Origin of the sequence: Haemophilus seminalis (assembly GCF_006384255.1) — a bacterium.
In the GTDB taxonomy this organism is placed as follows: Bacteria; Pseudomonadota; Gammaproteobacteria; order Enterobacterales; family Pasteurellaceae; genus Haemophilus; species Haemophilus seminalis.
In genome coordinates, this window is sequence record NZ_VCED01000002.1 from 139,159 (window position 1) to 160,592 (window position 21,434).

The 21,434-nt window shown below is 37.3% G+C and carries 24 protein-coding genes and 2 pseudogenes; 13 read left to right on the top strand and 13 right to left on the bottom strand.

What is annotated here, in order from left to right; translation table 11 throughout:
• Positions 1 to 2: 2 nt before the first annotated feature.
• Complete coding sequence (locus FE813_RS10640) at positions 3 to 377, bottom strand: LysR substrate-binding domain-containing protein (protein ID WP_235898343.1); 375 nt, start codon at positions 375 to 377, stop codon at positions 3 to 5.
• 81 nt (positions 378 to 458) lie between these two features.
• Complete coding sequence (locus tag FE813_RS10645) at positions 459 to 692, bottom strand: LysR family transcriptional regulator (RefSeq protein ID WP_139989386.1); 234 nt, start codon at positions 690 to 692, stop codon at positions 459 to 461.
• A gap of 138 nt (positions 693 to 830) precedes the next feature.
• Between FE813_RS10645 and FE813_RS02940 the strand changes: the two genes are divergently transcribed.
• On the top strand, positions 831 to 1,358 hold the full coding sequence (locus FE813_RS02940; protein WP_139989387.1) for an SRPBCC family protein: 528 nt from the start codon (positions 831 to 833) through the stop codon (positions 1,356 to 1,358).
• A gap of 25 nt (positions 1,359 to 1,383) precedes the next feature.
• Here the strand turns inward: FE813_RS02940 and FE813_RS10735 are convergent.
• From FE813_RS10735 to tig, 6 genes and pseudogenes are all read right to left on the bottom strand, one after another.
• Positions 1,384 to 1,524, bottom strand: a pseudogene (locus FE813_RS10735) (IS3 family transposase); the annotation flags it as partial.
• A 60-nt stretch (positions 1,525 to 1,584) separates the two neighbouring features.
• A complete protein-coding gene (gene nusG, locus FE813_RS02950) occupies positions 1,585 to 2,142 on the bottom strand; it encodes a transcription termination/antitermination protein NusG (protein ID WP_139989389.1) in 558 nt (185 codons plus the stop codon).
• Position 2,143: 1 nt separating this feature from the next.
• Complete coding sequence (gene secE / locus FE813_RS02955) at positions 2,144 to 2,560, bottom strand: preprotein translocase subunit SecE (RefSeq protein WP_005636067.1); 417 nt, start codon at positions 2,558 to 2,560, stop codon at positions 2,144 to 2,146.
• Between the two features lie 139 nt (positions 2,561 to 2,699).
• Positions 2,700 to 3,941 carry an ATP-dependent protease ATP-binding subunit ClpX gene (gene clpX, locus FE813_RS02960; RefSeq protein WP_139989390.1) on the bottom strand — a complete coding sequence of 414 codons (1,242 nt, stop codon included), beginning with the start codon at positions 3,939 to 3,941 and terminating at the stop codon, positions 2,700 to 2,702.
• An 8-nt stretch (positions 3,942 to 3,949) separates the two neighbouring features.
• Positions 3,950 to 4,561, bottom strand: coding sequence for an ATP-dependent Clp endopeptidase proteolytic subunit ClpP (gene clpP / locus FE813_RS02965; RefSeq protein WP_258038608.1), 612 nt, complete (start codon positions 4,559 to 4,561; stop codon positions 3,950 to 3,952).
• Between the two features lie 96 nt (positions 4,562 to 4,657).
• Positions 4,658 to 5,956: a trigger factor gene (tig, locus tag FE813_RS02970; protein ID WP_139989391.1), complete on the bottom strand. Its 1,299-nt coding sequence runs from the start codon at positions 5,954 to 5,956 to the stop codon at positions 4,658 to 4,660.
• Between the two features lie 286 nt (positions 5,957 to 6,242).
• Between tig and FE813_RS02975 the strand changes: the two genes are divergently transcribed.
• From FE813_RS02975 to rseB, 5 genes are all read left to right on the top strand, one after another.
• The gene (locus tag FE813_RS02975; RefSeq protein WP_139989572.1) at positions 6,243 to 7,388 is read left to right on the top strand and encodes a porin; all 1,146 of its coding nucleotides are present in this window, start codon (positions 6,243 to 6,245) and stop codon (positions 7,386 to 7,388) included.
• Positions 7,389 to 7,483: 95 nt separating this feature from the next.
• Positions 7,484 to 7,741, top strand: a complete 258-nt coding sequence (locus tag FE813_RS02980) for an FAD assembly factor SdhE (protein ID WP_139989392.1) — start codon at positions 7,484 to 7,486, stop codon at positions 7,739 to 7,741.
• A 108-nt stretch (positions 7,742 to 7,849) separates the two neighbouring features.
• Positions 7,850 to 8,428 (top strand): RNA polymerase sigma factor RpoE, encoded by a 579-nt coding sequence (gene rpoE / locus FE813_RS02985; RefSeq protein WP_139989393.1) that lies wholly within the window; start codon positions 7,850 to 7,852, stop codon positions 8,426 to 8,428.
• 17 nt (positions 8,429 to 8,445) lie between these two features.
• Positions 8,446 to 9,033, top strand: coding sequence for a sigma-E factor negative regulatory protein (locus FE813_RS02990; protein ID WP_139989394.1), 588 nt, complete (start codon positions 8,446 to 8,448; stop codon positions 9,031 to 9,033).
• Positions 9,034 to 9,120: 87 nt separating this feature from the next.
• Positions 9,121 to 10,068, top strand: a complete 948-nt coding sequence (rseB, locus tag FE813_RS02995) for a sigma-E factor regulatory protein RseB (RefSeq protein WP_139989395.1) — start codon at positions 9,121 to 9,123, stop codon at positions 10,066 to 10,068.
• Between the two features lie 41 nt (positions 10,069 to 10,109).
• Here the strand turns inward: rseB and FE813_RS10855 are convergent.
• The 4 genes and pseudogenes from FE813_RS10855 to folB form a co-directional block, all read right to left on the bottom strand.
• A pseudogene (locus FE813_RS10855) lies at positions 10,110 to 10,537 on the bottom strand (transposase); the annotation flags it as partial.
• Complete coding sequence (locus FE813_RS10790; protein ID WP_139989573.1) at positions 10,513 to 10,770, bottom strand: IS3 family transposase; 258 nt, start codon at positions 10,768 to 10,770, stop codon at positions 10,513 to 10,515. The gene FE813_RS10790 and the pseudogene FE813_RS10855, both read right to left, overlap by 25 nt.
• Before the next feature lie 177 nt (positions 10,771 to 10,947).
• Entirely contained in the window at positions 10,948 to 11,520 is a 573-nt protein-coding gene (gene sodC, locus FE813_RS03010; protein ID WP_139989397.1) for a superoxide dismutase family protein, read from the bottom strand.
• An 87-nt stretch (positions 11,521 to 11,607) separates the two neighbouring features.
• Entirely contained in the window at positions 11,608 to 11,964 is a 357-nt protein-coding gene (gene folB / locus FE813_RS03015) for a dihydroneopterin aldolase (RefSeq protein WP_118785400.1), read from the bottom strand.
• Positions 11,965 to 12,046: 82 nt separating this feature from the next.
• Here folB and plsY point away from each other — a divergent pair, with 82 nt between their 5' ends.
• The 6 genes from plsY to aspA all read left to right on the top strand — a co-directional run bounded on the left by plsY (position 12,047) and on the right by aspA (position 18,638).
• On the top strand, positions 12,047 to 12,646 hold the full coding sequence (plsY, locus tag FE813_RS03020) for a glycerol-3-phosphate 1-O-acyltransferase PlsY (RefSeq protein WP_139989398.1): 600 nt from the start codon (positions 12,047 to 12,049) through the stop codon (positions 12,644 to 12,646).
• A gap of 52 nt (positions 12,647 to 12,698) precedes the next feature.
• Positions 12,699 to 14,402 carry a nitrate/nitrite two-component system sensor histidine kinase NarQ gene (narQ, locus tag FE813_RS03025; protein ID WP_139989399.1) on the top strand — a complete coding sequence of 568 codons (1,704 nt, stop codon included), beginning with the start codon at positions 12,699 to 12,701 and terminating at the stop codon, positions 14,400 to 14,402.
• Between the two features lie 87 nt (positions 14,403 to 14,489).
• Positions 14,490 to 15,515 carry a UDP-N-acetylmuramate dehydrogenase gene (gene murB / locus FE813_RS03030; protein ID WP_139989400.1) on the top strand — a complete coding sequence of 342 codons (1,026 nt, stop codon included), beginning with the start codon at positions 14,490 to 14,492 and terminating at the stop codon, positions 15,513 to 15,515.
• Positions 15,516 to 15,562: 47 nt separating this feature from the next.
• A complete protein-coding gene (ureG, locus tag FE813_RS03035) occupies positions 15,563 to 16,198 on the top strand; it encodes an urease accessory protein UreG (RefSeq protein ID WP_077540818.1) in 636 nt (211 codons plus the stop codon).
• Positions 16,199 to 16,251: 53 nt separating this feature from the next.
• Positions 16,252 to 17,064 (top strand): urease accessory protein UreD, encoded by an 813-nt coding sequence (locus FE813_RS03040; protein WP_139989401.1) that lies wholly within the window; start codon positions 16,252 to 16,254, stop codon positions 17,062 to 17,064.
• A 155-nt stretch (positions 17,065 to 17,219) separates the two neighbouring features.
• Positions 17,220 to 18,638 (top strand): aspartate ammonia-lyase, encoded by a 1,419-nt coding sequence (gene aspA / locus FE813_RS03045; RefSeq protein WP_032827054.1) that lies wholly within the window; start codon positions 17,220 to 17,222, stop codon positions 18,636 to 18,638.
• A gap of 99 nt (positions 18,639 to 18,737) precedes the next feature.
• Here aspA and pssA read toward each other — a convergent pair whose 3' ends face one another.
• Positions 18,738 to 20,105, bottom strand: a complete 1,368-nt coding sequence (gene pssA, locus FE813_RS03050) for a CDP-diacylglycerol--serine O-phosphatidyltransferase (protein ID WP_139989402.1) — start codon at positions 20,103 to 20,105, stop codon at positions 18,738 to 18,740.
• Between the two features lie 146 nt (positions 20,106 to 20,251).
• On the opposite strand from pssA, the gene FE813_RS03055 reads away from it, so the two are divergent.
• Positions 20,252 to 21,304 (top strand): tRNA/rRNA methyltransferase, encoded by a 1,053-nt coding sequence (locus FE813_RS03055; RefSeq protein ID WP_139989403.1) that lies wholly within the window; start codon positions 20,252 to 20,254, stop codon positions 21,302 to 21,304.
• Positions 21,305 to 21,434: the final 130 nt, after the last annotated feature.

Here is a 21,434-nt window from a genome sequence, read left to right on the forward strand (position 1 = left end):
CTCTAGCTAATAAAGTTTTGTACCGACAGGCTGACATTTCTTTGTAGCCCCATCGCTTGCAAGGCTTTGTCGGTAACACCGCTGAAGCTACAGCCATGATAAGAAATCAAGGCTTGCTCTAACTGGCAAAATTGCTCAAGGGTAAGTTCTGTTTGTTGGGCTATCGGGTGATTGTGGCGAACGGCACAGATATAGCGTTCGTCATACAAATTTTGTGCATGAATATCCGGTGCTTGGAAATCAGGTGTCACCAACGCAAAGTCGATTTGTCGCTGTTCCAGTTGATTTTGTACGATGCTTTCGTTAATCGCCAGTACCGCCACTTTAATTTTCGACGCTTGGATTTTTAGCAAACGCAGAAACGGCACGCATTGCATAATCGGTGCAGGCGATGCGTACGGTTAATTCAGCCGTTGTCGGATCAAACTGTGGCGGCTGTAATAACTGTTCTACCTCATTCAGTACCTTTTCACTTGTGGGGCAAGTTCCAATGCCTGATTAGTCGGCACCACGCCCCGTTGCACCCGCACAAATAGCGGATCATCAAAACTGTCACGCAATCTTGCCAACACGCCACTCATGGCGGGCTGTGTAATCGCCAAACGCTCGGTGGCTTTACTCACGTTACGCTCGTCCATCAGCACCGAAAAGGCTTTCAATAAGTTTAAATCAAGTGTTTGTAAGGATTTCATTTTTAGCTCGATTTATTCTTCTAATATCATTTTATCTGATATTAACTATTTATAATAGCTATTTAACTTATATCTTATTCATCCCTATAATGCCTCCATAGAAAAACGCGACTAACCATTAACTAAGAGGACTTTATTATGAAAACTTATTCACAACCTGCAATCATTTGGCCAGAAAAATATACGTCGGGCGAAATCGACAACTACGTTTCTAATGAAGTGATTGTAAAAAGCTTAAGTGTGGCGGATGTCTTGCCTTGTTTAGCGGATACCAAAGCATGGGGCACTTATTATCACAATGCGGAAAATATTGTGGTGGGCGACGGTTCAACGACTAAGCTTTCAGCGGATGCCGATTTTGTGTTTGATACTTTTGGCTTTCACGTTACCTGCAAAGTAGAAGAATTTGATATCAGCGAAGATGGCAATCTCGTTCGTCTTGCATGGTCCGGCACGTTTGGCGAAGGCGAAGATTTCAGCGATGAGTATCACGCTTGGATTTTAGAAAACCTGCCGAACAACCGAGTGCGAGTATTAACCGAAGAAAGCCAAATCGGCAAACTCGCCAAAGGTTTGGCAGAAACTGTGCCAAATCCAATGGTAAACGGCCATCAAGCATGGTTGGATGGTTTAACAAAAGCAGCGAAAAATAAAGCGACTTATTAGAAGTGATCTGATCGACTCATTTAGTTCAAGGACTGAGTCCTTTTAATTTCACTTGAATACGCTCATGATTGTCATAATGAATGTACTCATGAATCGTTTTTTCCTGTTGCTCAAACGTTTCAAAAGAGAGTTTTATTTGACCATAAAAAATCTGCACCTTAATTAGTTGGTTGTTTAGTCCAACTTTTGGGGGGCAGATCATAATTAGTTAGGTTTTTTTATATAATTAATGTATTTTTTCTACTTGACTAAATTCAAGTTCAACGGGTGTTGCACGACCAAAGATAGATACTGAGACTTTTAAGCGACCTTTTTCATAATCTACTTCTTCTACTATTCCGTTAAAGTCTGCGAATGGCCCCTCAGTGACTCGAACCTCTTCACCAGGGCGATACTCATTACGATGGCGTGGTTTATCTGAGCTTTGTTCTAATCGATTTAGAATAGCATCTGCTTCACGTTTAGAAATTGGCGCTGGTTTATCAGGTGTACCGCCAATGAATCCCATGACACGGGGCACACTTTTTACTAAGTGCCAAGTATCATCATTCATTTCCATTTCAACAAGGACATAGCCTGGGAAAAATTTACGCTCGCTTTTACGGCGTTTACCAGCTACATTCTCAACAACTTCTTCAGTTGGAACTAATACTTCACCAAATTGGTCTTCCATTTGTTGCTGTTTAATGTATTCACGCAAAGTTAAAGCCACTCGGCTTTCAAAACCAGAAAACGCCTGTAATACATACCAACGTTTTTTTGATACAGTTGTTTCTTCAGTCATTTTAGAATCTCAAATCAGTTAAGAAATTAATTACTGTGACAATAATCGAATCTGTCGCCCAGAAAAATAAGGATGCAATGATTGTTACCCCAATTACGATTAATGTAGTTTGACGCGCTTCTTGGCGACTTGGCCATACCACTTTTTGCGCTTCTATTTTTGAATCTTTAAAGAATGTACGAGCTTTTGTACCTTGATTAGTAATTGCTGCAAATGCAAAAGCAATCACTAACGCAATGACGACACCCACTACACGAATAGGTAATGAATATACTTTTTGGAAATAAACATTACCAATTGCAGCTGCCGCAAAAAAGACTGCGACTAAAATCCAAAGAAGGGTATTTAATCCTTTAGATTTACCTTCTACCACCGTCTCTGGTACATTTTTCTTTTTATCAACAATTTCAGTTGCCATAAATTGAATCCGTTATTTACTTAGGAAAATAAGAATAAAGTTATAAGAACATGCGATTGTAGCATTTTCTTTTCGCCTTGCCTATTGAAAATCATCAAGCAAAATAGAAAACATAAGGAAAAACAACCGCACTTTTCTATTAAGAATTATATTCTAATTTTGGAGCAGTATTATCTACAATGGTACTTTCATCCACGACTACTTTACGTAAATTTTCGATAGATGGTAAATCATACATCGTATCAAGTAATACAGCCTCGACAATAGAACGTAAACCACGTGCGCCTGTTTTTCTTTCAAGCGCTTTCTTCGCCATTGCTTTTAAAGCTTCCGGAGTGAATTCTAACTCCACATTTTCAAGTCCAAATAAAGCTTGATATTGTTTAGTTAAGGCATTTTTAGGCTGTGTAAGAATTTGCACAAGGGCTTCTTCATCTAATTCACTTAGTGGAGAAATCATGGGTAAACGCCCAATAAATTCCGGAATCAAACCAAACTTCATTAAATCATCTGGTTCTACTTGACGGAATAATTCAGAAAGAGACTTTTCTTCTTCATCTTTTTCTACTTTCGCACTAAAACCGATGCTCGTACTTGTTTGTGTACGTTTACTGATAATTTTATCTAATCCCGCAAATGCGCCACCGCAGATAAAGAGAATTTTTGACGTATCCAATTTCACCATTTCTTGCTGCGGATGTTTACGCCCGCCTTGAGGTGGAATAGACGCTACAGTACCTTCAATGAGTTTTAACAACGCTTGTTGTACACCTTCACCTGATACATCTCGAGTAATTGATGCGCCTTCCGATTTACGGCTAATTTTATCAATTTCATCAATATAGATAATGCCTTGCTCTGCTTTTTCAGTATTATACTCACAGTTTTGTAAAAGCTTTTGTAGGACATTTTCTACATCTTCCCCCACGTAGCCAGCCTCAGTCAATGTTGTCGCGTCAGCCATCGCAAACGGCACATTTAAGCGACGAGCTAATGTTTGAGCAAGCAATGTTTTACCACTACCCGTTGGTCCAATAAGCAAGATATTACTTTTGCCAAGCTCAACATCGTTATTTTGATGATTAGTTCGTAAACGTTTATAATGATTGTAAACTGCGACAGAAAGCACTTTTTTCGCATAATCTTGGCCAATAACATAATCGTCTAGATGAGCCCGAATTTCGTGAGGAGTAGGTAATTTCTCCTCATTTTCTGCCGCACTTTCGTCTACACTTTCATCATTACTTTCTTCAAGCATTGAATGACAAAGTTCAATACACTCATTACAAATATAGCCGTCTGTACCAGCAATTAATTTATCTACTTCGCCTTTTTCTTTTCCGCAAAAAGAGCAATGTAAATCTTTATCTTTGTCTGACATGTGTTTCCTTAACGTTTAATTAAAACTTCATCAACTAAACCATATGCTTTGGCTTCTTCAGCTGACATAAAGTTATCGCGATCTGTATCTTTCTCAATTCGTTCGATACTTTGCCCAGTATGGAATGCTAGACGATCGTTTAAGGTGTGTTTAATTTTCAAAATTTCTTGTGCATGAATTTGAATATCCGATGCTTGACCACGGAAACCACCCAAAGGTTGGTGAATCATCACTCGCGCATTTGGTAACGCTGCTCGTTTTCCAGCGGTTCCGCCAGCAAGCAAGAATGCGCCCATTGAGCATGCCTGACCGATACAAAGTGTACGAATATCTGGCTTAATAAATTGCATTGTGTCGTAAATAGCCATACCTGCAGTCACAGAACCACCGGGAGAGTTGATATAAATATTGATATCTTTAGTTGGATCTTCTGACTCTAAAAAAAGCAGCTGAGCCACAATGAGATTTGCCATACGATCTTCCACTTCACCACTTAGGAAGATCACACGCTCTTTTAATAAACGGGAATAAATGTCGTATGAACGCTCGCCACGCGAAGTTTGTTCAACAACCATAGGAATTACACTCATGTTCTTACCTTTTTCTCTAAAATTACTAATTATTCTACTCTAAATAACCTACAAATAAAAATGCGGTCGCTTTTGTTAAAAAGAGCGACCGCACTTTTATTCAATCATAACGATATTAATTAATTATTATGCTTGTGGATTCATAATTTCATCAAACGAAGAAACTTTTTCAGTCACTTGTACTTTAGCAAGTACTGCATCCACTGCTTGTTCTTCTAATACTACGTTACGAATATTGTTCATTAACTCTTCGTTTTTGCTATAATATTCAACAACCTCTGCTGGTTGCTCGTAAGCTGATGCAATATCTGCAATCATTGCTTTAGCACGTTCTTCATCAGCTTTTAATTCATTAGATTTAATCACTTCAGAGAATAATAAACCTACTTGAACACGACGAGTTGCCTCCGCTTCAAATAATTCACGTGGTAACTGTGCAGCTTGTTGTGCATTACCGCCAAAACGTTGAGCCGCCTGATTGCGTAATACATTAATTTCTTCTTCTACAGAAGAAGCTGGAATTTCAATTGGATTTTGTTCAATTAACCCATTGATTACTTGTTGTTTAACGCGTGAAACTAATGCATTTTTCAATTCACGTTCCATATTCTTACGAATTTCTACACGTAAATCTGCAACAGATTTAGTATTCGGACCGAACTTAGCAACAAACTCATCTGTTAACTCAGGTAACACCATGTTTTCTACTTTTTTTAAGGTAATTGCAAATTTCGCCGCTTTACCTTTTAAGTTTTCTGCATGGTATTCAGCAGGGAAAGTTACATTAATATCAAATTGCTCACCTGCTTTATGGCCTACGATACCATCTTCAAAACCAGGAATCATACGACCTTGTCCCATAAATAATACGAAGTCAGATGCTTTACCGCCTTCAAACTCTTCGCCATCTACAGAACCAACAAAATCAATCGTTACGCGATCATCTGCTTTTGCTGCAGAGTCAGTTTCTACCCAAGTTGCCTGTTGTTTACGTAACACATCAACCATTTTATCAATATCAGCTTCTGTGATTTCAACAGTTGGTTTTTCAACTTTAATGTTCTCTAAACCTTGTAATTTAACTTCTGGATAAACTTCAAAAGTTGCGGTGAAAACGAGATCTTTACCTTCTTCAAAAGTCTCAATACCAAAAGTTGGACGACCTGCAATATTAATCTTTTCTACAATCACGGCATCAAAAAAATGACGTGGTAATAAATCGTTCAATACATCTTGACGGATTGATGCACCGAAACGTTGTTCGATAATATGAGCAGGAACATGGCCTTTACGGAAACCATCTACACGTACATTTTTTGATGCACGTTTAAATTCTTCACGAACTGCTTTAGATACGGTTTCAGCTGGAACGGTGATCGCTACACGGCGTTCTAAACCTTGAGTTGTTTCAATATTTAATGACATTTGTTACCTCAATTAATTTGCACTCGGTAAAAATCCACACCGAACACGTTTGTTAAATAAAATAAGACGCCTGATTATAGCGAAAGAAATCTAAGCAGTCGATATGAGACTGATGAAAAGTTGTATTTTAATGGTTTTTTTATACATATTTTTTTACGTAATAATTTGATATTGAATTTATAAATCTGCTTGATTATTTCTATATGTGGTGAGTAGACTTGGAAAAGTTCAATATATTTTAAATATATTTATTTTTTAACTCTTAACAAAACAAGGAAAGCAAATGATGAAAAAAACACTTCTCGCTTTAACAGTAGCTGCATTGGCTGCAAGTTCTGCACAAGCTTACAAATTCCAAATTCAAGAAACTGGTACAGATATTGATTTCAATGGCTCTTTACGTGTGAAATGGGAAAGTACCTCTAATACCACAGATACTTATGGGAGTACACCTAGTCAGAAAAAAGATCATATTAATCATTCTGTTTCTAATAATGGTTCACGTTTTGGTTTCAAAGTGAAACAGAAATTAACTGATGATTTCTATGCTTTAGGTCGTATTGAGTGGCGTTTACGCGGAGAAGCTGATTCCCAACATGATTTTGATCATCTGTATACACGTATCCTTTATGCAGGTTTTGGTTATAAGCATGCGGATAAGCAATTTAGTGAATTAACTTATGGTAATATGCCAACTATCACTGATGAAGTAAAACGTACAGATTTAGCTAATACTTATAGCTTATCTGATGGTTTATTAGATAGTGCGGCTCGTCGCGCAACTCAATATACTTATACTTCAGAATATGAAAATGGTGATAAAGTAAGAGCAGGTATTTACTACGGTGGTGCTAGCAAACGTGGTGATACTAATCTAGATTTAAAAAATCCTCGTAAAAATGTTTGGGGTGTAGGTTCTATTTACGAGCACAAAATTAATGATATTCAAAGTGTAAGTTTTGGTGTAGGCTTTACGCGTGAAATTTCTGCGAATACAAATGCTAATAATTCATTTGTAACAAATGCCTATTCTTTAGGTGCATCTTACACATTTGTAAATACAACTTATGGTATTGATCTTGAACGTCAAGTTACTAACCATAAAGGTGATTACGATAACAAAAATACCAAGAATGAAATTCGTACAATTGTTCTTCAAAAATTCAATAACCCATGGACTTATAATAATGATCTAAATGTATATGCGATGTATGCATATAAAACAGATAAGGATCATACTGGTTCTCGTACAGAAAAAACTAAAAATCAATTTATGGTGGGAACAGAGTACTACGTATATAAACAAGGTTCTATTAAGGTTAAACCATTTGTTGAATGGCAAGCAACACGAACCAAAACTCAAGAAAATGGTGTAGAAACTAGCAAAGCGCATGATTACAAAACTGTTGTAGGTTTACGTGCTTATTGGTAATCTAGGACTGTAATTATGTGTGAGCGGGATATTGTAAAATATCCCGCTTTTATTTTTTAGGCTATAATCGCCCCCTAAAATTTAAGGAATTAAAAATGGAAAAATATAATAAACTCCGTATTGAATGGGATTGCCGCCGAGGAATGTTGGAGTTGGATAAAATCATTATGCCTTTTTATTTGAAGCATTTTGATGAATTAACCGATGACAAAAAAGATATATTTATTCGTTTATTAGCAAGTACAGATCTGCAGCTGTTTTCTTGGTTTTTTAATCGTGGTCAATCATCAGATTCAGAAATTCAATCTATGGTGGAATATATCCAAAACGTACAAAAAATAACAATTAATTAAAATTATTAAGATACGTATGAACTTTTTTCACACACTTGTGTCTGAGATTGCAACAAGAGCTTGCTGTCTTGAATATTAAGGCGTGTTAGATATTGGCATAGGAGAAATATGGCTGAACAGCTAACAGATCAGGCTTTGGTAGAAAGAGTGCAGCAAGGGGATAAGAAAGCCTTCAATTTGTTGGTTTCTCGTTATCAGAATAAAGTGGCGGGGCTTTTGACTCGCTATGTATCACGTAACGATATTCCTGATGTGGTGCAAGAATCCTTTATAAAGGCTTATCGCTCAATTGAATCTTTTCGTGGCGAAAGTGCTTTCTATACATGGCTTTATCGAATTGCCGTCAATACGGCAAAAAATTATTTAACGGCTCAAGGGCGTCGTCCACCTCATGAAGATATTTTAGCTGAGGATGCTGAAAATTATGATGTGGGTACACACTTGCGGGATGTAGATACACCCGAAAATGAAATGTTATCTAGTGAACTTGAACGAATCGTGTTTAGTACGATTCACAGTTTGCCAGAAGATTTAAAAACAGCAATCACCTTGCGCGAGCTAGAAGGTTTGAGCTATGAAGAGATTGCAGAAATTATGGATTGCCCTGTTGGTACTGTTCGTTCTCGTATTTTCCGCGCAAGGGAAATTATTGAGAATAAAATTCAGCCACTGATGCAACGCGAATAAAAATGTCGGAGTTTACTATGCAAAAAGAGCAACTTTCAGCCTATATGGATGGCGAACAAGTCGAGGCTGGCTTGACAGATGCTTTATTGAAAGACGAAGAATTACAAGAATCTTGGCAGGCATTCCATGCTGTACGTGCAGTGATGCGTAAAGAAAGTGCTTTGTTTCTAGGGGCTGATTTTACTGCTAAAATGGCAGCTTTAATTGAATCTGAAGAAGTGAAGAAAGTCGATGTCATTGCAGTGTCTCAACCAGAACCAGATGATGCATATAATTCTGCATTTATGCAAAAATTAAAAGCGTTCTTTGCGCCAATGACGCAAGTTGCTGTTGCTGCTGGTGTATGTTTGGTGGCGGTACTTGGTGTTCAATCTTTCAATAATAAAAACGATGCGTCTAATTTACCTGAGACTCCAGTATTGCAAACCTTGCCATTTAATAATGCGGTTCAAGAGGTTAGCTATAATGCGCCGAGTAAAGATACATTGACATCAGAGCAGCTTGAACAAAAAAGTCGCCGTATTGGTGCGATGTTACAGAACTATGAATTACAACGTCGTATGAATGCAGATGCATTAAATGTAAGTAGTAATAGTCAAAAATAATATGGATTAGCCCTGTGCATTTATGTTAATTCACCACCTAATATACTATTTAGTGTGGTGAATTTTTATCCTTTAAATTTAATGTTTATGAAAAAAATAGCGTTAAAACTCACCGCACTTTCTCTTTCTTTTCTATTTAGTAACATTACTTCAGCTGAAGAGCTTTCTGCAAAGCAGTCTTTAGATAAAATGACACAAGCATTGGATAATCTCAATTATGAGCTTGCCTTTGTTCAAACAACTCCATCAAATATGGATTCCTTTCGCTATCGTCATATTAAGAAAGATAATAAAACTTATGCGCAATTAGTGATGCTTGATGGGCGTCAACAAGAAATTATTCAACGTGATAATTTAGTCAGTTATTTTCAGCCGAATACTCAAGCTTTTACACTTAATAGTGGCAATATCGTCGATGCAATGCCTGCTGTTGTTCGCGCTGATTTTGATAAACTTTCTTCAGTTTATGATTTTATAAAAATAGGTAAAGATCGAGTGGCTGGGCGTTTTGCTGATACGATTCGTATTGTCCCTAAAGATGATTTCCGATATCAGTATTTAGTGTTTGTAGATGAAGAAAATGGTTTATTGTTACGCGGCGATATGCTTGATAGTGAAGGTAAATTACTTGATCAGTTTAGAGTTGTAACGCTTTATATCGACGATAGATTAAGAGGGTTGACGGAGTATATTAACAAAGTCTCAATGCCTCCTTTGTTGAAAGAAAGTAAAAATGAACAAAACTCAGATATAACTTGGTCTGCAGGTTGGTTGCCACAAGGTTTTTCTTTAATTCGATATACTCAAGAAACATTAGAAAGTGAAGTGATAGATAGTGCGCTATATAGCGACGGTTTGTTTACTTTTACACTATTTGTTTCTAACGCAGGCTCTAATGTTTTGCCAGAAAATACTTGGAAGCAAGGGGCATACACGATTTATAGTGAAGTGAATGGCGGAAAAGAAATTACGTTTATTGGGCAATTGCCCATAGCTGCAGCTAAGCGAATTGTACAAGAAGTTAAAGTTCAATAAAAAGTGCGGTGAAAATTGATCTGCCCCAAAAAGTTAGACTTTCATTTAAAGGATTGTTTTCGATATTGTATCGGACTCAGTCCTTTTAATTTTAGTTGAATCCGTCGGTGATCATAGTAATCCAAATAATCCCTGACGGCATCAACTATCTCTTCTTTCGTTTTAAATTCCCGCTTGTAAAAGCATTCTGTTTTTAATCGCCCAAAGAAACTTTCCATCGCGGTGTTGTCCAAGCCATTCCCTTTTCTCGACATACTTTGAATGACGCTATGTTCAGCTAAGATTCGACGATAAGCCACCATTTGATACTGCCTTGGTCTGAATGTAAAATGATACTACAAGCTTTGTTTAACCCTTTGACGGCTTGCATTAACATGTCCTCTACTTGCGCCCAGTTTGGGGAATCATTGAGGTTATAGGAGACTATCTCATTATTAAATAAGTCTAAAATTGGGGATAAATAGACTTTACTCCCATCAAGCACTGGACTTTTTTATGATTCACACCAGGCAAACAGGCATGAACGCGTCGATAGCCATAATCAGGATGTTTCGCTTTAATGTCTTTAATGACGGCTTTAAGGGCTTTGTCTTTATTTAGCTTAACTTGAAGTTGGGAAAAGAACGCACTGCGCGCTAATTGTGCGAAACTTAATAGCCATGTTAAGGGATAATGCGTTCTTAACCTTTGGATAATTTCTATTGCTCGGCTTCTCTAATACTCATTTTCCCATTCAAAATAGGTCGGAGAACCTGTAATTTAAATTCGATTGTGTAGTGTTTACCCATAAAAAATCTGCACCTCAATTGTTGGTTTGGCTAGTCCAACTTTTGGGGTGCAGATCAAAATTTACCGCACTTTTCGTTTCGAACAATCGAATTATTTAATCACGCCACATGCCATACGTGGGCCGCCACCGCCAAGTGGAGCTGGATGATCGGAGTGATTATCACCACCAGCGTGGATCATAATAGAGTGACCGCGAACATCATCTAAATGTTTAAGACGTGGTGCTAAAACAGGGTTTGTTGCTGTGCCATCATGTAATACAGTTAATGCCGGTAAATCACCTAAGTGTGCGTCATCTTGCCATGGGTAACCGTGTTGTTTTGCACCTTTAGGATCCCAGTGACCACCAGCGCCTAAACCTGCTGTCAATTTACCCTCTTTTTCTTTTGGCTCACAGCTTGGGTTTTCATGGATGTGGAAACCATGTAAGCCTTCGCTTAATCCTTGTAAATTAGGGGTAAACACAAGGCCATAGTTAGATTCAGTAATAGTCACTGTACCCACATCTTTGTTACCGTTTACTGGATCAAGTTGTTGCACTTTCACTTCAATAGAAGCACCTTTTGGTGACATACTGTGATCATGATTATGCTCATGTGCTTGCGCAATACCAACTGAACATACCGCACTAACCGCTAGTGCTAATAAGGTTTTCATATTCATTGCAATCTCCTTTATTGCAGTAAAAACTCATGACTATTTTAGTCAATTTCGTTTAAAAAGCCGACAAGTTTTTACGAAAATTTCACATTATTTTAAACATCCACGTACAATCAATACGCCAACATTTCGAGCTTGCGCAACAGCTTTCGGTTTACTCAGTTTCATTTTTAATCCTTGAAGTTGATAACGTGATTCAAGCAAATCCGCCACTTCATAAGCCACTCGCTCAATCAGCAAGAAAGGTTTGCTTTCCACATAATCAATTATCACTTGGCTCACTTCAGCATAATTCAAACAATATGCAACATCATCCGTTTCCGCCGCTTGCTTACAATCCCAAGCCATTTCCAAATCAAACACAAGTTTTTGCTTAATTTGCTGTTCCCAATCATATACACCGATTTGTGCAAAAACAGTCAATTCTTCAATAAAAACACGATCCATAAGAGTTCCTCTAAAATTATTGTAGGCGTATGCTATCAACTTTGGGTAGAATAACGAATAATTTTTCTTGCTGGAGTACAAAATGAGCCTTTTTGCCCTTTTTTATATGCTTTGTACCTATCTTTTAGGTTCTATTTCCAGTGCTATTCTAATTTGTCACGTTGCAGGCTTGCCAGATCCTCGTCAAAATGGCTCATGTACCCCAGATGTAACAAATGTATTTCGTATTGGTAATTATTGGGCTGCATTAATTGTATTAATCCTTGATCTTTTAAAGGGTATGCTCCCCGTATGGGCTGGTTATTATTTAGGTTTAACTCAATTCGAATTAGGTATGGTTGCTTTAGCTGCATGTTTAGGCCATATTTTCCCACTGTTCTTTCAATTTAAGGGAGGAAAAGGTGTGCCGACTGCATTTGGTGCGATAGCGCCTATTTCATGGGCTGTTGCGGGTTCAATGTTTGGAACGTGGATATTGATCTTTCTTGTTAGTCGTTATGCATCATTAAGTGCTGTACTTGCGGCATTGCTTGTGCCTTTTTATGTATGGTGGTTTAAACCTGAATTTACTTTCCCTGTTGCTTTAGTTTGTTGTTTATTGGTTTATCGTCATCACGATAATATTCAACGTTTATGGCGAGGTCAGGAAGATAAAGTTTGGAGTCAATTAAAAAAGAAGTAAGAAAATAACCGCACTTTTATCTATAAATTGATGTTATTTCATTGGAGTTGCTGTGCATACTAAACATTCTGTTTCTACACGTATTGCTAAATATTTATTTATTATCCTTATTGTTTCTGGTGTTATTAGCTCACTAAGTTTAGCAATTATGAGTAGCAATAAGTATGATGCTGAAGCGATTAATATTTCAGGTTCATTGCGCATGCAAAGCTATCGTTTGCTCTATGAAATGCAATCTCAACCCTCAACAGTCGAGGCTAATTTACGGCATTATAATATTAGCCTTCATTCATCTGCATTATTAGAAATTCAACGTCAATTTTTTACTCCAGATGCAGTCAAACAATCCTACCATACCATTTTACAGCGTTGGGCATTAATGGAAAAATATGCCCAACAGAAAAATGTAAAAAGTTATAGCGAACAATTAACGGATTATGTCGCAGATGTTGATCGTTTTGTGTTTGAATTACAGCGTTTTAGTGAGCAAAAATGGATCCTTGGCGTATTTGTACTTTGTTTAGCTATGTTATTAATTTTGGTCATGGTTTCCTATTTGATTTGGTACACTCATCGTGAGGTAGTAAAACCTTTAGAGTTAATGACAAAAGCAAGTATGCAAGTGCAGATGCGTCAGTTTAATCATATTTCATTAGATACAACAAAACAGAATGAATTGGGCACATTGGCACATGTTTTTACACAAATGTCGATGGAATTAGGTCAACTTTATTCTCGTTTAGAAGATGCCGTAAATGAAAAAACACAAAAATTACGCCAAACTAACCGCTCTTTGACAAACCTTTATAAAAGTTCACAGATTCTTAATGCGAATTCTATTAATGATAAAATTTTAAGCCAAGTATTAGATCTCATACGTGTGAGTGAGCATTTGCAATATATCAAAATAGAAGTTATGGGGGCGGAGCATTGGAATATTGCTTTTGGAGAGCAGGATTCTCATCGTACTTTACAACTCGAAATGCTATCGGTAGATAATGAAGATTTAGGCGTACTTTCTTGGCAATCAGGATTGCCTTGTCCCGACCCTAGAATGATGCAGAATTTGGCACAAATGCTTGCACGAGCTTTGTACTTCCATAAAAGTTTGCGTCAGCAAGAACAGCTTTTGTTGATGGAAGAACGTTCTATTATTGCAAGAGAACTGCATGATTCTTTAGCTCAAGTATTATCGTTTCTGCAAATTCAACTTACGTTGCTTAAACATAATTTAAGGAAAGAAGAACCACACGCAAGAGAAAAAAGCTTGGGGATTATTGCTGATTTTGAACAAGCACTTTCAGGTGGTTATGCACAATTGCGTGAACTTTTAGCAACATTCCGATTAACGATTCAAGAAGCTAACTTACAACTGGCTTTGGAGCAAGTGATTGATTCTTTACGTGCCCAAACTAGTATGAAAATGAGTGTGAATAGTCATTTGCCTTCACAAAGTTTAAATCCTCAGCAGTTAGTACATGTGTTGCAAATCGTACGTGAAGCAACAACAAATGCGATAAAACATTCTAAAGGTTCTGCTATTGAAATTCATGCCCTGATTAACTCTGAGGGAGAGTATGAAATTTCTGTGCTAGATAATGGCATCGGTATTCTTAATCTTGAAGAGCCCGAAGGACATTATGGTTTGAACATTATGACAGAACGTTGTCGTCAATTGAATGCAGAATTAGATATTCGACGTCGAGAAGAGGGTGGGACTCAGGTAAAAATTACTTTACCTCATATCTTAGTTTAAACGTAGAGTGAATTTAAAAATTCATACACTTTTGATAATTCATGCACGAGTAGCAAAGTATAAGTGCATCCTAAAATGGTATTTTAAATGCAAAATTTACAACCTTTTCATACTTTTCATATTTCTGTTCAAGCCCATGAAATTATTGATGCGCATAGTGTGGCACAATTGCAAGAAGCTTGGGATCATGCAAAAGCAATGAATCTCCCCATACTTTTTCTTGGTCAAGGAAGCAATATGCTATTTTTAGCAGACTTCAGTGGTATTGTTGTGCTTAATCGATTAATGGGGATTACACATAAACAAGATACTGACTTTCATTATCTTCATGTAAATGGTGGCGAAAATTGGCACCATTTGGTGGAATGGAGTGTAAATGAAGGTATCTATGGTTTGGAAAATCTTGCACTCATTCCAGGTTGCGCAGGCTCAGCACCGATCCAAAATATTGGTGCTTATGGCGTAGAATTTAAAGATATATGCCATTATGTAGAGGTGTTAAATTTAAGTACTCATGAAATATTTCGATTAACAGCTGAAGAATGTGAATTCGGTTATCGAGACAGTATCTTTAAACACCATTATCAGTTTGGCTATGTGATCACTGCGATAGGATTGAAATTAAACAAAAACTGGCAGCCAGTGCTAAAATATGGCTCTTTAACTGAGTTTGATTCTCTGAAAGTTACGGCAAAACAAATTTTTGATGAAATATGTCAAATTCGTCAAAGTAAATTGCCTAACCCTGATGAATTTGGTAATGCAGGAAGTTTCTTTAAAAATCCCGTAGTGAGTGCAGAGCATTTTGCGGAAATCAAAAAACATCACGAAAATTTACCGCACTTTCCACAACCTGATGGCTCAGTCAAACTTGCTGCTGGATGGTTAATCGATCAATGTCAATTAAAAGGTTATCAAATTGGTGGAGCAGCAGTACATGAGAAACAAGCACTGGTGTTGATTAATAAGGGCGGAGCTACTGGTGAAGATGTGGCAAATCTAGCTCGTCATGTGCGTCATACTGTGGAAAATAAATTTGGTGTATGTTTACAGCCAGAAGTCCGTTTTATAGGTGCTGAAGGAGAGGTTGATTCTGTTTCAGTAATTCGTTAACAATCATTAATTTTATTTCAAGACATATTAATCAAATCAGGAACATTATGCGTAACTACATTAAAATTGGCGTGGCCGGCCCTGTTGGCGCGGGCAAAACAGCCTTAATTGAAAAACTCACTCGCGAAATAGCGAGTAAATATAGCGTGGCAGTCATTACTAACGATATTTACACCCAAGAAGATGCGGAATTTTTGACGAAAAATAGCCTGCTTCCGCCAGAGCGAATTATGGGGGTAGAAACAGGCGGTTGCCCACATACGGCAATTCGTGAAGATGCCTCAATGAATTTAGAAGCGGTCGATGAAATGGTGGCACGTTTCCCTGATGTAGAAATTGTTTTTATCGAATCAGGCGGTGATAACTTATCGGCAACTTTTAGCCCTGATTTAGCAGACGTGACAATTTTCGTGATTGACGTCGCACAAGGCGAGAAAATCCCACGCAAAGGTGGGCCAGGTATCACTCGTTCAGATTTGTTAGTGATTAACAAAACAGATCTTGCACCATTTGTTGGCGCAGATTTAAGTATTATGGAACGCGATGCTCGCCGTATGCGTAATGGTCAGCCGTTTATTTTTACTAATTTGATGAAAAAAGAAAATCTCAATGGCGTGATTGGTTGGATTGAAAAATATGCGTTGTTGAAGAATGTAGAAGAACCCAAGGCATTAGTGAGATAAAGAATCATCCCCTCTCCTTTAAAGAGGGGAGTTTTTTACAAATTGAAAAGATTATGAATAGTACCCTCAAACTTTCAACCAAACTTTCCTCAAACGGCAAAACTCAACTTGATAAATACTTTGTGACGCCACCTTTTAAAGTAATGACGTTATCTGCTTATACTGATTCTTGGGAAAATGGACTCAGCGCAATGCAAATGTCTTCTTCACCAGGGTTATTGGCTGGGGATCGAGTTGATATTCAAATAACGCTCGAAAAATCTACCGCACTTTCTTTAAATACGCAGGCATTTACTCGGGTTCAGGCAATGAATGAGGGAGATTTTGCCGAGCAAAATATATTGATTCAACTTGCCGAGAAAAGTCGTTTATTTTATTTACCTCATCCGTTGGTTTTGCATAAGAATTCTGCTCTTAAGCAAAAAACGTTAATCAATATGCAACCTGAGAGTACGCTAATTTATGGTGAAATTGTGGCTATTGGGCGAGTGGCTAATGATGAGCGTTTTGAATTTCGCCAATTTTCTTCTCATTTAAAAGTTCAGCTTGTGCAAGAAAATGGGAAAGTTAAACCGCTGATGTTAGATTGTATTCAGTGGTTGCCAGCTAAAATGAATTTAACCGCGTTAAGCCAAATGGAAGGTTTTTCACATCAGGGATCATTGGTTTACATTAACTTACAAAAAACATCTGCAGAAATTAAGCCGATAGCGCAACAGCTTCAACAGCAAGAAACAGATAAATCTTTACTTCTTGGTATATCTCAGTTGAATGAAGGTGGATTGATTGTGAGAGTGTTAGGGCATAGGGCAGAGCAAATTCAGAAACTGTTTGAGAAAATTGGTGAGCAGTTAAAATCTGCATAAGTTTGATAGATAACTAATTTTCCCCTAAAAAAACTAATCCGAAAAATGAAAATATGTCTTGAGAGCATTTCTTGAAAATGTGATCTCGGTCAAGTTTTTTCTCCTTAAAATTTCTATAATGGCGTCAAATTAACTAACCAGAAAAGGTGATTCAAATGACTCAATTTAGAAAAGAAGTAGATTTACTCGGCGAACGTGATGTACCAGCAGATGCGTACTGGGGTATTCATACATTAAGAGCGGTAGAAAATTTCAATATTTCTAACGTAACCATTTCTGATGTGCCTGAGTTTGTTCGTGGCATGGTGATGGTGAAAAAAGCAACTGCTTTAGCAAATGGTGAATTAGGTGCAATTCCAAGTGATATTGCAAAAGCGATTGTAGCAGCTTGTGATGAAATTCTTACTACTGGAAAATGCTTAGATCAATTCCCATCAGACGTATATCAAGGTGGTGCAGGTACGTCTGTCAATATGAATACCAATGAAGTGGTTGCTAACCTTGCGCTTGAAAAAATTGGTCATAAAAAAGGCGAATATAACGTGATTAACCCTATGGACCACGTTAATGCAAGCCAATCAACCAATGATGCGTATCCTACTGGTTTCCGTATTGCAGTGTATAACAGCATCTTAAAATTGATCGATAAAATTCAATATTTACACGATGGTTTTGATAATAAAGCAAAAGAGTTTGCGAACATCTTAAAAATGGGTCGTACTCAATTGCAAGATGCTGTGCCAATGACTGTTGGTCAAGAATTCAAAGCTTTCGCGGTATTACTTGAAGAAGAAGTGCGTAACTTAAAACGTACAGCAAGTTTACTCCTTGAAGTAAATCTTGGTGCAACAGCGATCGGTACAGGTTTAAATACGCCACAAGGCTATACAGAACTAGTTGTAAAACACCTTGCTGAGGTAACCGGATTAGCTTGCGTACCGGCAGAAAACTTAATCGAAGCAACATCTGACTGTGGTGCTTATGTAATGGTTCACGGAGCATTAAAACGTACCGCAGTGAAACTTTCTAAAGTATGTAATGACTTACGTTTACTTTCTTCTGGTCCACGTGCTGGTATTAAAGAAATTAACTTACCTGAATTACAAGCTGGCTCTTCTATCATGCCTGCAAAAGTAAACCCAGTTGTTCCTGAAGTAGTGAACCAAGTATGCTTTAAAGTAATTGGTAACGATACCACTGTGACCTTCGCATCTGAAGCCGGTCAATTACAATTAAACGTAATGGAACCCGTGATTGGTCAAGCAATGTTCGAATCTATCGACATCTTAACGAATGCTTGTGTGAACTTACGTGATAAATGCGTGGATGGCATCACTGTAAACAAAGAAATTTGTGAAAACTACGTGTTTAATTCAATTGGTATTGTGACTTACTTAAATCCATTTATTGGTCACCACAATGGCGACTTAGTGGGTAAAATCTGTGCGCAAACAGGCAAAGGTGTACGTGAAGTTGTGTTAGAAAAAGGTTTATTAACAGAAGAACAATTAGATGACATTCTTTCTGTAGAAAACTTAATGAATCCAACTTACAAAGCGAAATTAAATAAATAATCTTGATCTAAATCATCGGGCATTTAAGTCATTAAAGCTCGGTGATTAGCAAATATGATAAAGGGAACTTAACGTTCCCTTATTTTTTTAAAATATAACCTAAAGAATCATTTTCACCAATTTATCCGCTTTAATTCGTGCAAATTTTTTCAAAAGTTTTTGCACTGGTTCTGGATATTGATTCAATTCTTCTAATTCAGTGTAATGTTTTAATACTTTTGTATGTCGGCGAATTTGGTTTTGCTCTTTTTCCACTTGGGCTAAAAGCTGTTGTTGTGGATCGTAAATTAATAAGCCATTTTCAGCATCCAAACGCCAAGCTCGAGGGTTAAGATTATTACCCGTAAGTAAAATATAACGGTCATCTACCCACACACCTTTTAAGTGGTAAGTATTATCACCATCACGCCATAAACGCACCACAAGCTGACCATTTTCAATTTGAGACTCAAATTTTTCACAGAAACGGCGAAGATTACTTTCATAAAGATAAGGTAACGCCCCTGCCATTTTGAATGGTTGTTCTGGTGGAATATAAAAATCGTTTGCGACTTTATCGCCAACAATAATTTCTACTCGTTTACCATTTTCCAATAACGTTGCTATTTTATGTTGCAATGTGCGTGGGAAATTAAAGTATGGCGTACAAATCACCAATTTTTCTTGCACTTGCAAGAATAAATCTTCAATTACTTGATTTAATTCATTGCCTGATGCCCCTAAGCCAAACAGTGGCGATACGCTTAAAACATTCGGTAATTTCACCGCACTTTTTAATGAATATTCACCATTTTGCGCAAGGTCTTTACGATAAGCGCGAATATTGCCGCGGATCTCTTTGGTGCGAGGGTGATTGGTGACATCAAGTGGATAAACTGCACTGAAATCTAACAAGTAATCATTGATGAAATTAACCATCGAATCAGCTAATTCGGAATGAGTGATTTTTTGATAGCGATCATAACGATATTTTTCAAATTGATGCAGATAGACATTATTAATGCTTGCACCGCTATAAAGCACCGTATCATCAAATACAAAGCCTTTAACATGCAATACACCAAAAACTTCGCGCGTATTAATTGGCACGCCAAAGAACATATTCGGATCATCAGGTAACTGATAAGTTTGGCGTTGCTCGCAATACCAATCTGCATTGGTGGCCGATTTTTCCGCACCTAATAAATTGCGTTGTGCGCGATGCCAATCTATGAGAATTTTTACATCCAAGTGTGGATTTTCTTGCTTCACGCGATAAATTTCGTCAAGGATTTCCTGCCCCGCTTCATCTTTTTGCCAATAAAGTGCGGTGACATAAATACGTTTTTTTGCGTTTCTGATTAATTCAATAATTTGAGTTTTAAATTCAGCCGGGCTACCCAAAAATTCAATTTGCTCAGCTTGCAAAGCAAGGAATGGCAAATTATTTAAATTTTGTTCAGCTCGTTTAGTTTTATTGATTAACATAATCCATCTCGTGATTAAAGACTAGTGCGTTAGTTTACAATATTTCACGCGCTTATTAATAGAAAAAAGGCTTTTTTTCGTTATAATGCTTACAAATTTTAGCATTTTTTGGCTAAAAAATATTCATTTTTATTCAGGAAAACCCTATGAACGACAAACGTAAACCGTCTTTTCAATCCGCCGGCAGATCCTTTCAAGAACGCTCAGTAGGTGAAAAATACAGAGAAAAACCAACTCAAAATCGACTGCACTCTAATGATAAATTTAATGGAAATAGAAACGAAAAATCTCGTTTTTCTCGTGATAAACAAGAAGTGAAAGAAACCAAAATTACGCAACTTTCTTTATCTCGTGCACCATCAAATAAAAATGCTGAACAACCTAAGGTTCAAGTGATGATAAAAAGTACGGGTACGGTTTATAAAACAAAAGAAAAGAAAACGGGGGCGCTTTCTCCTCGAGCGCCTGAAAAAATTAAGAAAAACCGAGCGGAAGAAATGAAAGTTTACGGTGAAAATGCCTGTTTAGCTTTATTTGCAGAACGCCCTGAAAGTATTGTTCGATTATGGGCAACCGTACAAATGTCACACAAAATTGGCGAGGTATTGAGTTATTTAGCCGAAAACAAGAAGGCTTATCATGTTGTAGATGGCGAAGAATTAGCTCGAGTGAGCGGAACAGAACATCATGGTGGCATTTGCTTATTAGTGAAGAAACAGCGTGCTTTCACGTTGCAAGGGTATTTGGATATTCCTCGTGAAGATGATTGTTTAGTGCTGTTAGACAACGTGAATAATGCACAAAATATTGGTGGGGTATTGCGTACTTGTGCTTATTTTGGCGTGAAAAATATTGTCGCCGATAATGTGGAAAATCTATATTCGGCAGCCTCAATGCGCGTAGCAGAAGGTGGTGCGGAATATATTCGTGTGTTAGAAACGGATTATATTGATTCAGCTTTAATGCAATTGCGTAAATCAGGCTATCAAATTATTCATGTATCGCACAATAAACAAGGTGAGCCGTTGGATAAAGTACGGTTAAAAAATAAAGTGGTTTTTGTGTTAAGTGAAAGTTCTACGGAAAGTTTAGCAACTCCAGAAGACACACAAGTGCGTTTAACGCTCGCAAGCCCGATTAAATCAGGCTTAAACATTGCAGTGAATGCGGGTGTGTTGTTAGTGAAGTGGTATTTTTAGTGAACTTTTAGTTTAGCATAGGTATATTTATTGCTAACTATGGTAATAGTTTAACCTTTGGTGAAGTGCATATCCCCCTTAAAGTATGGAATTAAAACTAGCCTAGAGTATATTTATCCTTGATACAGAT

Excerpts from the sequence above, each read along its gene's own strand:
- secE (WP_005636067.1), bottom strand. The coding sequence starts at position 2,560 with ATGGCAACTGAAATTGTTGATAAAAAGAAAAATGTACCAGAGACGGTG.
- pssA (WP_139989402.1), bottom strand. The coding sequence starts at position 20,105 with ATGTTAATCAATAAAACTAAACGAGCTGAACAAAATTTAAATAATTTG.
- folB (WP_118785400.1), bottom strand. The coding sequence starts at position 11,964 with ATGGATCGTGTTTTTATTGAAGAATTGACTGTTTTTGCACAAATCGGT.
- rseB (WP_139989395.1), top strand. The coding sequence starts at position 9,121 with ATGAAAAAAATAGCGTTAAAACTCACCGCACTTTCTCTTTCTTTTCTA.
- FE813_RS03055 (WP_139989403.1), top strand. The coding sequence starts at position 20,252 with ATGAACGACAAACGTAAACCGTCTTTTCAATCCGCCGGCAGATCCTTT.
- rpoE (WP_139989393.1), top strand. The coding sequence starts at position 7,850 with ATGGCTGAACAGCTAACAGATCAGGCTTTGGTAGAAAGAGTGCAGCAA.
- plsY (WP_139989398.1), top strand. The coding sequence starts at position 12,047 with ATGAGCCTTTTTGCCCTTTTTTATATGCTTTGTACCTATCTTTTAGGT.
- FE813_RS02990 (WP_139989394.1), top strand. The coding sequence starts at position 8,446 with ATGCAAAAAGAGCAACTTTCAGCCTATATGGATGGCGAACAAGTCGAG.
- ureG (WP_077540818.1), top strand. The coding sequence starts at position 15,563 with ATGCGTAACTACATTAAAATTGGCGTGGCCGGCCCTGTTGGCGCGGGC.
- aspA (WP_032827054.1), top strand. The coding sequence starts at position 17,220 with ATGACTCAATTTAGAAAAGAAGTAGATTTACTCGGCGAACGTGATGTA.
- FE813_RS10645 (WP_139989386.1), bottom strand. The coding sequence starts at position 692 with ATGAAATCCTTACAAACACTTGATTTAAACTTATTGAAAGCCTTTTCG.
- sodC (WP_139989397.1), bottom strand. The coding sequence starts at position 11,520 with ATGAATATGAAAACCTTATTAGCACTAGCGGTTAGTGCGGTATGTTCA.
- FE813_RS03040 (WP_139989401.1), top strand. The coding sequence starts at position 16,252 with ATGAATAGTACCCTCAAACTTTCAACCAAACTTTCCTCAAACGGCAAA.
- FE813_RS02975 (WP_139989572.1), top strand. The coding sequence starts at position 6,243 with ATGAAAAAAACACTTCTCGCTTTAACAGTAGCTGCATTGGCTGCAAGT.
- clpX (WP_139989390.1), bottom strand. The coding sequence starts at position 3,941 with ATGTCAGACAAAGATAAAGATTTACATTGCTCTTTTTGCGGAAAAGAA.
- FE813_RS02980 (WP_139989392.1), top strand. The coding sequence starts at position 7,484 with ATGGAAAAATATAATAAACTCCGTATTGAATGGGATTGCCGCCGAGGA.
- FE813_RS02940 (WP_139989387.1), top strand. The coding sequence starts at position 831 with ATGAAAACTTATTCACAACCTGCAATCATTTGGCCAGAAAAATATACG.
- FE813_RS10640 (WP_235898343.1), bottom strand. The coding sequence starts at position 377 with ATGCAATGCGTGCCGTTTCTGCGTTTGCTAAAAATCCAAGCGTCGAAA.
- tig (WP_139989391.1), bottom strand. The coding sequence starts at position 5,956 with ATGTCATTAAATATTGAAACAACTCAAGGTTTAGAACGCCGTGTAGCG.
- nusG (WP_139989389.1), bottom strand. The coding sequence starts at position 2,142 with ATGACTGAAGAAACAACTGTATCAAAAAAACGTTGGTATGTATTACAG.
- murB (WP_139989400.1), top strand. The coding sequence starts at position 14,490 with ATGCAAAATTTACAACCTTTTCATACTTTTCATATTTCTGTTCAAGCC.